General features: G+C 72.9%; 14 protein-coding genes. 7 read left to right on the top strand and 7 right to left on the bottom strand.

The annotated features are described in order from the left end of the window. Nucleotides 1-11 precede the first annotated feature (11 nt). From proC to EXU48_RS16290, 3 genes are all read right to left on the bottom strand, one after another. Nucleotides 12-833 (bottom strand): pyrroline-5-carboxylate reductase, encoded by an 822-nt coding sequence (proC, locus tag EXU48_RS16300; protein ID WP_235857072.1) that lies wholly within the window; start codon nucleotides 831-833, stop codon nucleotides 12-14. 41 nt (nucleotides 834-874) lie between these two features. Next, on the bottom strand, nucleotides 875-1,465 hold the full coding sequence (locus EXU48_RS25135; RefSeq protein WP_165962858.1) for a hypothetical protein: 591 nt from the start codon (nucleotides 1,463-1,465) through the stop codon (nucleotides 875-877). A 68-nt stretch (nucleotides 1,466-1,533) separates the two neighbouring features. Further along, the gene (locus tag EXU48_RS16290) at nucleotides 1,534-2,559 is read right to left on the bottom strand and encodes a carbon-nitrogen hydrolase family protein (RefSeq protein WP_165962857.1); all 1,026 of its coding nucleotides are present in this window, start codon (nucleotides 2,557-2,559) and stop codon (nucleotides 1,534-1,536) included. 322 nt (nucleotides 2,560-2,881) lie between these two features. Here EXU48_RS16290 and radA point away from each other — a divergent pair, with 322 nt between their 5' ends. Together radA and disA are read left to right on the top strand one after the other, a co-directional pair. Beyond that, the gene (radA, locus tag EXU48_RS16285) at nucleotides 2,882-4,285 is read left to right on the top strand and encodes a DNA repair protein RadA (protein ID WP_133108723.1); all 1,404 of its coding nucleotides are present in this window, start codon (nucleotides 2,882-2,884) and stop codon (nucleotides 4,283-4,285) included. A gap of 66 nt (nucleotides 4,286-4,351) precedes the next feature. Next, nucleotides 4,352-5,422 (top strand): DNA integrity scanning diadenylate cyclase DisA, encoded by a 1,071-nt coding sequence (gene disA / locus EXU48_RS16280; protein WP_235857071.1) that lies wholly within the window; start codon nucleotides 4,352-4,354, stop codon nucleotides 5,420-5,422. Nucleotides 5,423-5,431: 9 nt separating this feature from the next. Here disA and EXU48_RS16275 read toward each other — a convergent pair whose 3' ends face one another. Together EXU48_RS16275 and EXU48_RS16270 are read right to left on the bottom strand one after the other, a co-directional pair. Then, nucleotides 5,432-6,166: a hypothetical protein gene (locus EXU48_RS16275; protein ID WP_133108721.1), complete on the bottom strand. Its 735-nt coding sequence runs from the start codon at nucleotides 6,164-6,166 to the stop codon at nucleotides 5,432-5,434. Nucleotides 6,167-6,229: 63 nt separating this feature from the next. Next, the gene (locus EXU48_RS16270; RefSeq protein WP_133108720.1) at nucleotides 6,230-6,604 is read right to left on the bottom strand and encodes a DUF5997 family protein; all 375 of its coding nucleotides are present in this window, start codon (nucleotides 6,602-6,604) and stop codon (nucleotides 6,230-6,232) included. 37 nt (nucleotides 6,605-6,641) lie between these two features. On the opposite strand from EXU48_RS16270, the gene EXU48_RS16265 reads away from it, so the two are divergent. The 3 genes from EXU48_RS16265 (at nucleotide 6,642) to EXU48_RS16255 (ending at nucleotide 9,204) form a co-directional block, all read left to right on the top strand. Continuing rightward, nucleotides 6,642-7,439 carry a LysR family transcriptional regulator substrate-binding protein gene (locus EXU48_RS16265; RefSeq protein WP_133108719.1) on the top strand — a complete coding sequence of 266 codons (798 nt, stop codon included), beginning with the start codon at nucleotides 6,642-6,644 and terminating at the stop codon, nucleotides 7,437-7,439. Between the two features lie 155 nt (nucleotides 7,440-7,594). Next, nucleotides 7,595-8,569 carry an HhH-GPD family protein gene (locus EXU48_RS16260; RefSeq protein WP_133108718.1) on the top strand — a complete coding sequence of 325 codons (975 nt, stop codon included), beginning with the start codon at nucleotides 7,595-7,597 and terminating at the stop codon, nucleotides 8,567-8,569. An 86-nt stretch (nucleotides 8,570-8,655) separates the two neighbouring features. Further along, nucleotides 8,656-9,204, top strand: a complete 549-nt coding sequence (locus EXU48_RS16255; protein ID WP_133108717.1) for a hypothetical protein — start codon at nucleotides 8,656-8,658, stop codon at nucleotides 9,202-9,204. Between the two features lie 24 nt (nucleotides 9,205-9,228). Here EXU48_RS16255 and EXU48_RS16250 read toward each other — a convergent pair whose 3' ends face one another. Both EXU48_RS16250 and EXU48_RS16245 read right to left on the bottom strand, forming a co-directional pair. Then, nucleotides 9,229-9,801: an amino-acid N-acetyltransferase gene (locus EXU48_RS16250; RefSeq protein ID WP_133108788.1), complete on the bottom strand. Its 573-nt coding sequence runs from the start codon at nucleotides 9,799-9,801 to the stop codon at nucleotides 9,229-9,231. A gap of 20 nt (nucleotides 9,802-9,821) precedes the next feature. Beyond that, nucleotides 9,822-10,808, bottom strand: a complete 987-nt coding sequence (locus tag EXU48_RS16245; RefSeq protein ID WP_133108716.1) for a sugar-binding transcriptional regulator — start codon at nucleotides 10,806-10,808, stop codon at nucleotides 9,822-9,824. A 172-nt stretch (nucleotides 10,809-10,980) separates the two neighbouring features. Between EXU48_RS16245 and EXU48_RS16240 the strand changes: the two genes are divergently transcribed. Both EXU48_RS16240 and EXU48_RS16235 read left to right on the top strand, forming a co-directional pair. Next, nucleotides 10,981-12,717: a glycerol-3-phosphate dehydrogenase/oxidase gene (locus tag EXU48_RS16240; RefSeq protein WP_235857070.1), complete on the top strand. Its 1,737-nt coding sequence runs from the start codon at nucleotides 10,981-10,983 to the stop codon at nucleotides 12,715-12,717. A gap of 90 nt (nucleotides 12,718-12,807) precedes the next feature. Next, nucleotides 12,808-13,557: an MIP/aquaporin family protein gene (locus tag EXU48_RS16235; RefSeq protein WP_133108715.1), complete on the top strand. Its 750-nt coding sequence runs from the start codon at nucleotides 12,808-12,810 to the stop codon at nucleotides 13,555-13,557. Nucleotides 13,558-13,609 lie beyond the last annotated feature (52 nt).

Here is a 13,609-nt window from a genome sequence, read left to right as displayed (position 1 = left end):
GGGCTCGCCGGTCAGGTCAGGTCGCGGCCGAGCTCCACGGAGCGCGCCCGGGCGGCGTCCACGGCCGCGATGACGGCGGCCCGCACACCCCGCTCGTCGAGTTCGCGCACGCCCGCCACCGTGGTGCCCGCAGGCGAGGAGACCCGTTCCCGCAGGATCGCCGGGTGCTCACCGGAGGCGAGGGCCATCGCACCGGAGCCGGCGACGGTCGCACGGGCCAGATCCAGGGCCACCTCACGGCTGAGCCCGCCGACCACGCCGGCCTCGGCGAGGGCATCGATCAGGTAGAAGACGTAGGCCGGGCCTGACCCGGAGATCCCGGTGACCACGTCCTGGTACGCCTCGTCCACGCGCAGCACCGTGCCGGTGCCCGCGAGCAGGGCCTCGGTGCGCTCCAGGTGTTCGGCGGTGGCGTGCGACCCGGCGCTGAGAGCGCTGACCCCCTGACCGATCGTGGCGGGCGTGTTGGGCATCACCCGGACCACGGGATTGGCGGCGCCGAGCCGGGACTCGAGGAACGCCGTCGGGATCCCGGCCGCGACCGAGACCACCAGCGCCTCGTCGGCCAGGACTCCAGCGAGCCCGCCCACGAGCCCGCCCACGTCCTTGGGCTTGACCGCGATCACGACCGCACCGACGCCGTCGACGGCCTCGGCATTCGTGGCGCACCAGCGCACGCCGTGCCGCTGGGCCACGGCGGCGCCGTATTCGGCGCGGCCGTCGCTGATCCGGACCCGGTCGGCACCGACGGCGCCGACCAGGGAGGACAGGATCGCCTCACCCATCACCCCGGCGCCGATCAGGGCGACGTCCGTCTCGTTCTGCTGTGCCACGTCGGTGTCCCTCCTTGGTTGCTGACCGGCCGACGGCGCGGTCAGAGCGGGTAGGCCAGGTACACGGCCCGGACCTCGTCGGCGTCCGGTCCGTCCACCACGATCGCGACGGTGCCGTTCGTCCACGCGGCCCGGCCGGCGCCGTCGACGGAGAGGATCTGGAACGTCCCGGCCGGCGCACCCGCGGCCTCGACCTCGCCCTCCTCGACGACCTCGGCGCCGTCCGCGGCGGCCAGTCCGGGCAGCGCGGCGGCGGCCTCGTCGGCGGTCTCCCATTGGCCGAGCCGGACCGTGACGTCCCCGTCGGCACCGGTGTAGGTGAGCTGCCAGCCCTCGATCGCGCCGGCGGCGACCATCGCCTCGTCGGCGACCTGCGCGCTGACGGCGTAGCCGAGCACGGTGTCCGGGAGCGCAGCGAGCAGAGCCGTCGCGGTGTCCCGGGCGATCGGCTCGGTCTGCGGGGTGGGCACCGGCCCGGTGGTCGTGACGGTCGTGGTCGGCGCCGACGCGGCGCCGCCACGGTCCGAGGTCAACATCGCCACGAAAACGGTGACCGCCGCCACCACCACGATCACCAACACACCGATGGTGACGGTGCGCCGGTTCAGCTCGAGTTTGCCGATCGCGGCCATGAACGTCCCTTCGGGTAGGTCCGGACCAGACTAGGGCCACTTCTGCCCGGGCCGGGCCCACCCATGGGTCAGACACCCGCCTCGGACCGGCCCGCGCGGTAGGCCTGCGACGTCCAGCGGTGCCACTGCCGGGCCCCGTCCTCCGGCCGCGCCGTCACCGTGGCGACGGTGAGCCCCGGCGCGTCGACGGCCTCACACCGCGCCCGCCAGCTCCCGTTCGGGTCGATCAGGCCCGCCGGCTCGTGCGCCGCCTTGTCGCTGTGCACGGCGTAACTGATCCACAGCCCGTCGTGGCGTGCCGCCACCAGCGCCGACGAGGCCAGGGTGCCGGCGGCCTCGGGCTCGCCCGGCCCGGCGGTGGAGTACAGGACACAGTCGGCTCCGAGGGCCTGGTAGTCGCCGTACACCTCCGGGAACAGGATCTCCAGGCCGGAGGTGCACCCGAACCTGACGCCGTCGACCTCGAAGAGGGTCGAGCGGGTGCCGGCCTCGTAGAGGTAGGACGCCTTGGTCCGGGACAGCAGCCGCTCCTGGTAGGTCGTGTGGATCCGCCCGGTCGGGTCGATGACGAGCAGGCTCAGGTGCGGTCGCGCTGTGTCGGCCCCGCCGTGGGTGACGGCACCGAGCACCACCCACACGCCCCGGTCCGCGGCCCGGGCCCGGATCCGCGTGAGGGCCAGGTCCTGAGCGTCCCAGGCGAACTTCGTCCAGTCCGCCTCGGCGACCTCCCCCGGAACACTGGAGAGCAGCCACTTCGAGGGGAAGCACAGGGCCGCCTCCGGCAGGTGCAGCAGTCTCGCCTCCAACCGCGCCGCGTCGTCGATCAACGCCACCACCTCGTCGCCGGCCGCGGCGAAGGCGGCGGCGTCGCCCGGGTCCTCGCGCGGCGTGGTCTGGGCGGTCGCCAGCCGCACCGACGGACCGTCCGGCTGGACGTGTTGGTCGGGTTGGTCGGGTTGGTCGGGTTGGGCACCGTGGCGCTCGCGGGACTGCGCCTCGTCGCGGACGAGGTGCCGGCGCGCGGCCGTGTAGGACTCGCCGGTGCGTGCGGCCCGGTCCCGGATCTTGTTCTTGAGTGCTCGGTCGGTCGTCATATCCAACTCCGGTGCCCTGCCCCGGTCCCCCCAGCGGTGCCCGGTGCACGGCGTCAGAGTGTCCGACGACGGCGACCTGAGACCGAGTCCCTTTGCCTCCGGTGCGCAACTGTGCAGTGGACCGAGCTGGGGTCGACCCGAGGAGGTTCGGCGTAGGCCACGCCGGAAGAGCGGTCCCCACACTATCGCGGGGTCCGCGGCGACGTCTCGCGCGACGCGCCAGTGGGCGAGTGCGTCGGTGCCGATGCCTGCCCGGCGCGGCGGTGCACAGCGCCGCGTCGCTGACGGCGGATTGTCGTGACCGGGCGCTACCGTCGGATGCATGAGTTCGACCGCCCGCGCCCAGCGTCCCGTCCACCGCTGCACCGAGTGCGGCTGGACCACGGCGAAGTGGGTGGGCCGATGCGGTGAGTGCCAGGCCTGGGGCACGGTGGTGGAGGCCGGCGCCGTCGCGACCGGCCCGCGGACCGCCGTCGCCGCGCCGTTGCGGAGTCCGGCGCAGCCGATCGCGGACGTGGACGCGGAGGAGGCCCGGTACCGGCCGACCGGCGTCGGGGAGTTCGACCGGGTCCTCGGCGGCGGGATCGTGCCCGGGGCCGTGGTGCTGCTCGCCGGCGAACCAGGGGTGGGCAAGTCGACCCTGCTGCTGGACGTGGCGGCCCGCACGGCGGAGGCCGGGTCGAAGGTCCTCTACGTCACCGGTGAGGAGTCGGCGAGTCAGGTCCGGTTGCGCGCCGAACGCATCGGTGCGATCCGTCCCGGCCTCCTGCTGGCCGCCGAGACCGACCTCGGTACGGTGCTCGGGCACATCGAGGCGCACACCCCCGACCTGCTCGTCATCGACTCGGTCCAGACGATCGCGTCCGCGCAGGTGGACGGTTCCGCGGGCGGCGTGTCCCAGGTGCGGGAGGTGGCGGCGGCACTGATCGCGGTGGCCAAGCGCACGGCCACGCCGGTGATCCTGGTGGGCCACGTGACCAAGGACGGGTCGATCGCCGGGCCGCGGGTCCTGGAACACCTGGTGGACGTGGTCTGCCAGTTCGAGGGGGACAAGCACGCCGAACTGCGGATGGTACGGGCCGTGAAGAACCGGTACGGCACCACCGACGAGGTCGGCTGCTTCAGCCTCACCGAGACGGGCATCCACTCGCTGGCGGATCCGAGCGGGCTGTTCCTGTCCGGGAAGCGGGACCCGGTGCCGGGCACCTGCGTCACCGTCACTCTTGACGGGCGCCGGCCCATGCCGACCGAGATCCAGGCGCTCACCAACCGCACCGTGATGCCGAACCCACGCCGCACCACGGCCGGGGTGGAGTCCTCGCGGGTGCTGATGACCCTGGCCGTCCTGGGCTCCCGGGCCGGCATCGACACCTCCGGCATGGACATCTACGTCTCCACGGTCGGCGGCGCGCGGGCGATCGAACCGGCCGCGGACCTGGCCATCGCCCTCGCAGTGGTCAGCGCCCGGCAGGACTTCGAGCTCGTGGACGGCCTGGTCGCGATCGGCGAGGTAGGCCTGGCGGGCGACCTGCGCCCCGCCGTCGGGACCCGCCGGCGCCTCGCGGAGGTGGCCCGCCTCGGCTTCTCCCGGGCGATCATCCCGGCCGCCACGGATCTCGAGGGCGAGCCGCCGGCGGCCATCGAGGTGGTCCGCGCCGAGGACCTCCTGCAGGCGATCACGGCCGCCCAGTTCGGTGTCCGGCGCCGCCCGATCCGACTCGCGTAGAGTTGGCCCCGGCTGCGTCGGCAGCGGAACGGATCGAACCTCCTTGGGGGAACCACAGTGGCTGACGTGGCCTTGCCCGAACTCTTCCGGGAGACCCTGCGCGCAGTCGCGCCGGGAACCGAGTTGCGGGACGGCCTTGAGCGGATCCTGCGCGGGCGCACCGGGGCCCTGATCGTGCTCGGGTACAACCCCGTGGTCGAGGAGATCAGCTCCGGCGGCTTCGAACTGGACGTGGACTTCTCCTCCACGCGGCTGCGAGAGCTGGCCAAGATGGACGGCGCGATCGTCGTGGACCACAACCGCAACCGGATCGTGCGGGCCCAGGTGCAGCTGCTGCCGGACTCCACGATCGAGACCACCGAGTCCGGCACCCGGCACCGGACCGCCGAGCGGGCGGCCAAACAGACCGGCTTCCCGGTGATCTCGGTCAGCCAGTCCATGCGGATCGTCGCCCTCTACGTCGGCGGCAGCCGGTACGTGCTCGAGGACTCGGACGTGATCCTGTCCCGGGCGAACCAGGCCCTGGCCACCCTGGAGCGCTACAAGGCCCGCCTGGACGAGGTCTCCGGCACCCTCTCCGCTCTCGAGATCGAGGACCTGGTGACGGTGCGCGACGTCGCGGCCGTGGTCCAGCGGCTGGAGATGGTGCGCCGGATCTCCGCGGAGATCTCGGACTACGTCGTCGAGCTCGGCACGAACGGGCGCCTGCTCGCCCTCCAGTTCGACGAACTGATCGGCGGCATCGGGCCGGACCTGGAGCTCGTGGTCCGTGACTACCTCGACCCGCGCAGCGCCCGCACCCTCGACGACGTGCTCGACGCGCTCGCGGAACTGGACTCCACCCAGCTGATCGACCTCACCCAGATCTCCCGGGTGATCGGCGTGGGCGGCCGCCAGGGCGAGTCCCTGGACTCGGCGATCGCCCCACGCGGCTTCCGGATGCTGACGAAGGTGCCGCGTCTGCCGATGTCCGTGGTCACGGCCCTGGTGGAGCACTTCGGCTCGCTCCAGCGGATGCTCTCGGCCACCATCGACGACCTCGAGGTGGTCGAGGGTGTGGGTACCCAGCGTGCCCGGGCCGTCCGCGAGGGCCTGTCCCGGCAGGCGGAGTCCTCGCTGCTCGAACGATTCGTCTGACCGGCCGGATCAGGAGACGGTGAAGGCCTGCTCGGTCGTGACCGGACCGCCGTCGGTGGTCAGCCCCAGCACGAGCCGGTAGGTCCCGGCCCCGGCGACCGGCTGCCCGCCGGGGCACCCGGCCGCGCTGCGGGTCCCGGGCCAGGTGTACGAGGCCGACTCGCCGGCGCCGGAGTCCAGCAGCACCGGCAGTGCGGCCGCCGCGGCCGGGCAGTCGGTGGTGGACCAGACCCGGTCCTCGCCGGAGTAGACGTCCAGGGTCAGGGCACCGGCGCCCACGTCCAGCAGGCACTGGACCTGGCCCGTGTTGACGATCTCGACGGCCACGCCGAGGCCGGCGCCGGCGGCGGTACTCGCCGCGGCGGGGGTCAGGGTCAGTCCGACGGCCGCGGGCAGGCAGCCGACCGGGTTGGACAGCGCCTCCTCGTCCGGGGTTCCGGACGAGGGCTCGATGGGCGTCGTGCCATCGGCCGGGTCGGTCGAGGCCGACGGCGTCGGATCCCCCGCAGTGAGCGCCGGCAGCAGGAACCGGGTCACCCCGAACGCGATCCCGCCGATCACGGCGGCCGCGAGCACCAGCACCACGAGGCGGCGGCGCAGGTAGGTGCCGCGGCTGGGCCGCCTCGGTCCGGGCCGCGCGGTCGACTGGCTCTTCGCCGACGGGGACCGGCGTCCCGATCTCGAGGACCCGGCGGCCGGGGCGGGTCGCTGCCTCGGGCTCCTACCTCTCGTCTGGGTACTCACGACCCGACGGTAACGCCGCTCGTGGCGAACTCCGCCGAGGCTCTCCGGGGTGTGGTGGGCTTCTCAGTCGGCGCGCTCGGTGCGCAGCCGCTCCTCCTCGGCGCGGACCTTGGCCTGGATCGCCCGCTCGGCCACCAGCCACTGCGGCGGGTCGTCGCGCAGGGCCTGGATCTGCTCGGTGGTGAGGGCCTCGCTCACCCCGCCGCGGGCGAGCCCGCTGATCGAGACCCCGAGCCGGCCCGCCACCACGGGCCGCGGGTGCGGGCCGTTGCGACGCAGCGCCACCAACCACTCCGGGGGGTTGCGCTCCAGATCCTCCAGCTCCGCCCGGCTGGGTGTGGACGCCCGGAACTCCTCCGGCGCCGCCGGCAGGTAGATGCCGAGCCGCTTCGCCGCGGTGGTCGGCTTCATCGTCTGGGAGGAGTCCTTGGTACTCATGGGCACCAGAGTAGGTCCTCACCGTTAGGGTGAGCGGATGGAGGCCGGACCCGACGAACCCGCGGCGGTCCCGGGCTTCCGGCTCGGCTACGTTCCCGGGGTCACCCCTGCCAAGTGGGCCACGATCTGGCGGGAGCGGCACCGGATCCCACTGACCCTCGTGCCGCTGGACGCGGCGAGGGCCGCCGACGACCTGGTCGCCGGACGCGCGGACGCCGCCCTGGCCCGCCCGCCGCTCGACGGCGCGAGGTTCAGCGCCATCACGGTGTACGAGGAGGTCCCGGTGGTCGTGGTCGCCCGCGACCACCTGTTCGCCGCCCTCGACACCGACGAGCCCGTGACCGCCTCGGACCTCGCCGAACAGGTCGTCCTCCATCCGCTCGACGACGTCCTGTTCGCGGACCCGGCCGGCCTGCCCGGGATCGGTGCCCGCGACCGGCCCGCCACGACCGCGGCCGCCGTGGAGCTCGTGGCCGCGGGCATCGGGGTGCTCATCGTGCCGAAATCACTGGCCCGGCTGCACCACCGCAAGGACGTGACCCACCGGACGTTCGACGGCGGCCCCCTGGCGCCGGTGCAGCTCACCTGGGTCAGCGAGCGCACCACCGACCAGGTGGAGGACCTCGTCGGCATCGTCCGTGGGCGGACCGTGAACTCCTCGCGCGGTCGCCGGACCGAGCCCGACGGCGGTGCCTCCCCCGCAGCCGGCGCCGCAGAGCGGGGTGCGACGTCCGGCAGGAAACAGCGCACTCCCCCCGGTGGGCGACGCGGCAAGGGTGGCGCGCGCGGGTCCACCGGTCGGCGGCGCGGCGGTTCCGGGCGGCGCCGCGGCTGATGCAGCACTCGGGCGCCCCGCCGACCGAGCACGGCCCGACCGACCGAGCGCCGCGCGAAGGGCTCGCTGGCCGGAAACGGGCTCGGTCGACGCCGCGGTTCGGGTTCGCCGGGCGGAGCGAACCCGCTGAGGCCGATCAACCTAGGCTTGGTGCCATGACGACACCGGTGGACCTCGGCGACGTCGCTGCTCATGGTGCCGCTCCCATCCGGACGCGCCGGCACGTGCCTGGTTCGTCGGCGTCCGATCTGCACACGGCGTTGCTCGACTGGTTCGCCGCCGAGGCCAGGGACCTGCCCTGGCGTGACCCGGCGACCGGCGCCTGGGGCGTGCTGGTCAGCGAGATCATGCTGCAGCAGACCCCGGTCGCCCGGGTGGAGCCGAGGTGGCGGGACTGGATGGCACGGTGGCCGTCCCCGGCCGACCTGGCCGCCGCCAGCCCAGCGGACGTGCTGCGGGCCTGGGACCGGCTCGGCTACCCCCGCCGGGCCCTGCGGCTGCGGGAGGCGGCGGCCGCGATCAGCCGCGACCACGGCGGCCTGGTCCCCACTGGGATGGCGGACCTGCTCGCCCTGCCCGGCGTCGGCACCTACACCGCGGCCGCGGTGACGGCCTTCGCGTACCGCCGCCGTGCCGTCGTGCTGGACACGAACGTGCGCCGCGTTCTGGCCCGGCTGGTCGGCGGGCGCGCGCTACCGCCGCCGACCCAGGTGGTGGCCGAGTCCGAACGCGCCCGCGCCCTGCTGCCGGACGGCGACGAGGAGTCGGCGCGGTGGAACGCGGCGCTGATGGAACTCGGTGCGCTGGTCTGCACGGCCCGCGCCCCGTCCTGTTCCGCCTGCCCGGTGCGGACCGAGTGTGCCTGGCTGCTCGCCGGACGCCCGGCCGACGCCCATGCCTCGAACCGGCGGACCCAGGCCTGGCACGGCACGGATCGCCAGGCCCGGGGTCGGATCCTGGCGATGGTGCGGCAGGCGACCGGCCCGGTGACGCCGACGGACCTGGCCCGGGCCTGGGAGCCGGGCCCGCAGTACGAGCGGGCCCTGGCGGGGCTGCTCACGGACGGGCTGGTCGCGGCGACGACGGCGCCCGACGGCGTCGTGCTGGGCTACGCGCTGCCGCTCACCTGAGGACTCCCGCGCCCGCGAGCCTCCGGTGGAGGCCCTCCGATCGCGGGACGGGGCAGCCGGACACGCGGCCGGTAGGCTCGGATGTCGTGACCTCCCCATCTCCGGCGCCGGAATCGGGATCGGCGCCCGTCGGGACCCCGGCGGACGTGGTGATCTCACGTGCCGTACAGGCCCACACCCGGACCCTGCTCGCGATGTGTGCGGTGGCCCTGGTGCTGGGCCTCATCGGCGCCGGTGCTCTCAGCATGGCGGGTCAGCAGGGCCGGGACCTGCCGATGATCGCCGGGCTCACGCTCCTCGGGGCCGGCCAACTGCTCGCGATCACCGGCGCGGTGGTGGCGGGGCTGGGCCTGGCCACGATCCTGCGCGGGGTCGGTGAGCCCGGCAGCCCCGACTCGCGCGGAGCAGCGCGCAGCCACCTGCCGACCCGAACCGTCGAGCACACCGCGCGCCGGCTCGCGATCCTGCTCCGGGTCGTGGTGGCCGCCGCGGTCGTCGGCGTCGCGGCCTGGGCGATCGCCGCCCCGGCCGGCCTGCTCGGCGCCGCGGTCGGAGCCGTCCTGACCCTCCAGGTCGCGGTCGTCCTGGCGATCGTGCGGGTCAGGGTGCTGCTCGCGCCGATGTCGCGCGCCTGAGCAGCCCGCGCCCCGGTGCGGCACCTACGACGCCGCGGCGGCGCCGTCGGGCCGGTCCAGGACCTTCAGCATGCGGGTGTTGCCGAGCGTGTTCGGCTTCACCCTGGCCAGGTCGAGGAACTCGGCGATGCCGTCGTCGCGGGAGAGCAGCAGTTCGTGGAACACACGCTCGTCGACCACGTCACCGACGATCGGCGCGAACCCGTGCCGGGTGAAGAAGTCCACCTCGAACGTCAGGCAGAAGACGCGCGTGAGGCCGAGGTCGCGGGCCCGGGCCAGGAGCGCCTCGAGCATGAGGTGTCCGATGCCGGTGCCACGGCTGCCCTCGTGCACCGCGAGCGTGCGCACCTCGGCGAGGTCCTCCCACATCACGTGCAGGGCGCCGCAACCGACCACGTCCGTGCCGACCTGCGCCACCAGGAACTCCTGGACGCCCTCGTAGTAGCCGACCAGGTCCTTCGCGAGCAGGATCCGGCGCTCGGCGTATGGCTCGACCAGGCTCCGGATCGTCGGCACGTCCCGCGGGAGCGCCGGCCGGATCCGTACCTCGGACTCGCCGACCGGCCCGGGGTGGGCGGTCGCGCCGGTGTTGTCGATGCTGTCGGTGCCATCGGGAATCACGGCCCCAGCCTGCCACCCGCGGGCGAGCCGGGCGCGCCGCGCAACAGGCCCAGGACATATCGGGCCGTGGTCTCATCGGTGATCAGGTCCGTCACGACCCTGGCCCGGAGCGCCCCGAGCAGCGCGTGACCCTTCGCCTCGCCGACCACGACGCACACGCGGCGTTTGATCGTGCGCAGCTCCCGCGGGGTCGGCCCGGTGGCCCGGGCGTTGATCTCGATGTCCCGGAAGCTGCCGTCCCCGCGCAGGAAGACTGTGCACACGTCGCCGACCACGCGGTCGTCGACGAGGGAGGCGATCTCGGCGTCGTCAAGATATCCGGAGGAGTACACGTGGGAGGGCACCTCGGCCGACAGGGCCCCGACGCCGAAGAGCGCGACGTCGACCCGACGCTGCATCTCGAGCACCCGTTGCACGCTTCGCTCGCGCCACATCAGGCGCTTCGTCTCCGGGTAGTCGAAGAACGCGGGCACCGGGAAGTGGTACATCGTGGAGTCGAACGCGGCGGCGATCGCGGCGATCAGGTCGCTGGCGTAGGTGACCCCGCTCGCGTAGGTGTTCGCGGCGCCGTTCAGTTGCACCACCACGCTGCCGCGGCTCGGCGAGGACTTCAGGTGGCGGGAGATCGCCGCGACCGTGGTGCCCCAGGCCACGCCGAGCACCATGTCCGAGGAGAACCACTCGGAGATCAGGCCGGCTGCGACCATCGCCACCTGCTCGAGCCGGTGCACCTCCGAGGCGCTCTCCCGGACGGAGACCACATGCGCCTTGATCCCGAACGTCGCAGCCAGCCGGTGCCCGAGCTGGGACCCGGTGCTGCTCGGCGGACGCAGTGAGATCCGCACCATGCCGTCGTCCCGGGCGGACTTGATCAGCCGGGACACGGTGGAGCGGGACACCCCGAGCGTCCGGGCGATCACGTCCATGGTCTGGTCCTGCAGGTAGTACATCGTGGCCGCCCGGAAGGCGTCGTCCTCACGCATCGCATACCTCGCCTTCACGTATCGCTCACGTCGCCCGAGCGGCGTTGCACATTCGTGCACGATGATTGCGCACTCGTGCGGAGCGGGCAAACATGTCCCCCAGGGCCAGCTGGGTCGGCGTCCGACGTGGATCGCGCGGCCCGAAGGCAGGCTCGAGGAGGAGAGGAACAACGTGGCCACCATTGCGCTGACCGCCCAGACCCGAACCGATGCTCTCGCCGCGATGTCCGACGGCACACCGCTCGACGTCCTTGTGATCGGGGGCGGCGTGACCGGCGCAGGGATCGCCCTCGACGCCGCGACCCGTGGCCTGCGGGTGGGCATCGTGGAGGCCCAGGACTGGGCCTCCGGGACCTCGAGCCGGTCCAGCAAGCTCGTGCACGGCGGCCTCCGCTACCTGCAGATGCTCGACTTCACGCTGGTGCACGAGGCGCTCACCGAGCGGGACCTGCTGCTCACCGAGATCGCACCGCACCTGGTCCGCCCGGTGCCGTTCCTGTACCCGCTCGAGCACCGGTTCTGGCAGCGGTTCTACGTCGGCTCCGGCGTCGGGCTCTACGACGCGCTCGCCTCGCTGTCCTCGCGGCGCCGGGCCATGCCGTTCCACAAGCACATCTCCCGCAAGGAACTCGAGCGGGTGTTCCCGGACCTGCGCCACGACGCCGCGATCGGCGCGATCCAGTACTGGGACGCAAGCGTCGACGACGCCCGCCTCGTGGTGACCCTGGTCCGCACCGCCGCCGAGTACGGCGCGCTGGCAGCCTCCCGGACGCAGGTGGTCGAGCTGACCAAGACCGCCGACCGGGTGGACGGCGCGGTGTTGGTCGACGCCGAGACCGGTGCCCGCCACACGGTCAGGGCCGACCAGGTGATCAACGCCACCGGGGTGTGGACGGAGGAGACCGAGGGCCTCGCCGCCGAGGAGGGTGGGCTGCACGTGCTCGCCTCCAAGGGCATCCACATCGTGGTGCCGCGTGAGCGGATCCGCGGCGAGAAGGGCCTGATCCTGCAGACCGAGAAGAGCGTGCTGTTCGTGATCCCGTGGTCCCGGTACTGGGTGATCGGCACCACGGACACGCCCTGGACGCAGGAACTGCGTCACCCCGTGGCCACGAACACCGACATCGAGTACGTGCTCGAACACGCCAACGCCGTCCTCGCCGAGCCGCTCACCAAGGACGACATCGTCGGTACCTGGGCCGGGCTGCGCCCGCTGCTGCAGCCGGGCACGAAGGAGGGCACTTCCTCGGCGAAGGTCTCCCGCGAGCACACCGTGGCCTCCGTGGCCCCCGGGCTGACGGCGATCGCCGGCGGGAAGCTCACCACCTACCGGGTCATGGCCAAGGACGCCGTCGACTTCGCCCTCGGCGACCGGGCCCAGTCGCTGCCGTCGATCACCGACCACATCCCGCTCGCCGGGGCCGTGGGGCTGCAGGCCGTTCGTCGCAAGTCCCGGGCGTTCGCCGAGAAGTACGGCTGGACGAAGGCGATGGTCGACCACCTGCTGCACCGGTACGGCTCCCAACTGACCCAGATCGTCGCCTCGGTCGAGGCCCAACCGGACCTGGCCCGGCCGCTGGAGCACGCTCCGGCGTACCTGCGCGCGGAGATCGCGTTCGCCGCCACCCACGAACTCGTCCTGCATCTCGAGGACGTGCTGGTGCACCGGACCCGCCTCGAGTACGAGGTCCCGGACGCCGGCGTGGGAGCCCTGGACGAGATCCTCGACATCATCGCACCGATCCTCGGGTGGGACTCCTCCCGCCGCGAGACCGAGCGGCGTTCCTACCTCGACCGCCGTGCGGCGACCGAGGCAGCCGCCCAGACCGCGACGGACGAGGAGGGGGAGCACGCACGACTCCAGGCCGGCGACATCGCCCCGATGATTTCGCTCGCCGAGCCTTCCTGACCACAAGGCCGCGCAGCGGCAGTATGTGCGTTGTGGCGCGATGGGGCGTTCACGAAATAGTTCCTCCCGAATCAGAAAGAGAGGCACAACATGGACTTCGGTGCGATCTTCTTGCCTGAAGTGCTGGGAACCGCAATGTTGACGTTGCTCGGGTGTGGCGTGGTGGCCAATGTGGTGCTGCCCCGGACCAAGGGCAACAACGGGGGATGGCTCCTGATCAACTTCGGATGGGGTCTGGCGGTGTTCGCGGGCGTGTACGTCGCGTTCTCGACCGGCGCCCACATCAACCCCGCCGTCACCCTCGGACTCCTCGCCAACGGGGCGGAGTTCTTCCCGGGGAACCCCGACGCAGGGCTCGAGGCCATCGCGGGCACCGTCCCGAACGCGTTCGTCTACATCCTCGCTCAGATGATCGGCGCGTTCATCGGTGCCGTGGTGTGCTGGCTGGCCTACAAGCAGCACTTCGACGAGCCCGCGGACGACGGCACCAAGCTCGCCGTCTTCTCGACCGGGCCTGCGATCCGGTCCTACGGGTGGAACTTCATCACCGAGGTCATCGGGACGTTCGTGCTGGTCTTCGTGATCATCGCGTTCGGCCACACACCCTCGGGCCTCGGGCCGCTCGCCGTCGCACTCCTGGTGGTCGGCATCGGCGCCAGCCTCGGTGGCCCGACCGGGTACGCCATCAACCCGGCGCGTGACCTCGGTCCCCGGATCGCGCACGCACTGCTGCCGATCAAGGGCAAGGGCTCCAGCGACTGGGGCTACTCCTGGGTGCCGGTCGCCGGTCCGATCGTCGGCGGTGTCATCGCCGGTCTGCTCGCCACCGCGACCCTCTGATCCACCGGCCGGGCGCGTCCCGCACGGGCTCGCGCCCGGCCGACCATGACCC

Source organism: Occultella glacieicola, from assembly GCF_004353825.1.
Classification (GTDB): Bacteria; Actinomycetota; Actinomycetes; order Actinomycetales; family Beutenbergiaceae; genus Occultella; species Occultella glacieicola.
Note: the sequence above shows the minus strand (reverse complement) of the source record. Positions and strands in the feature narration are given on the sequence as shown.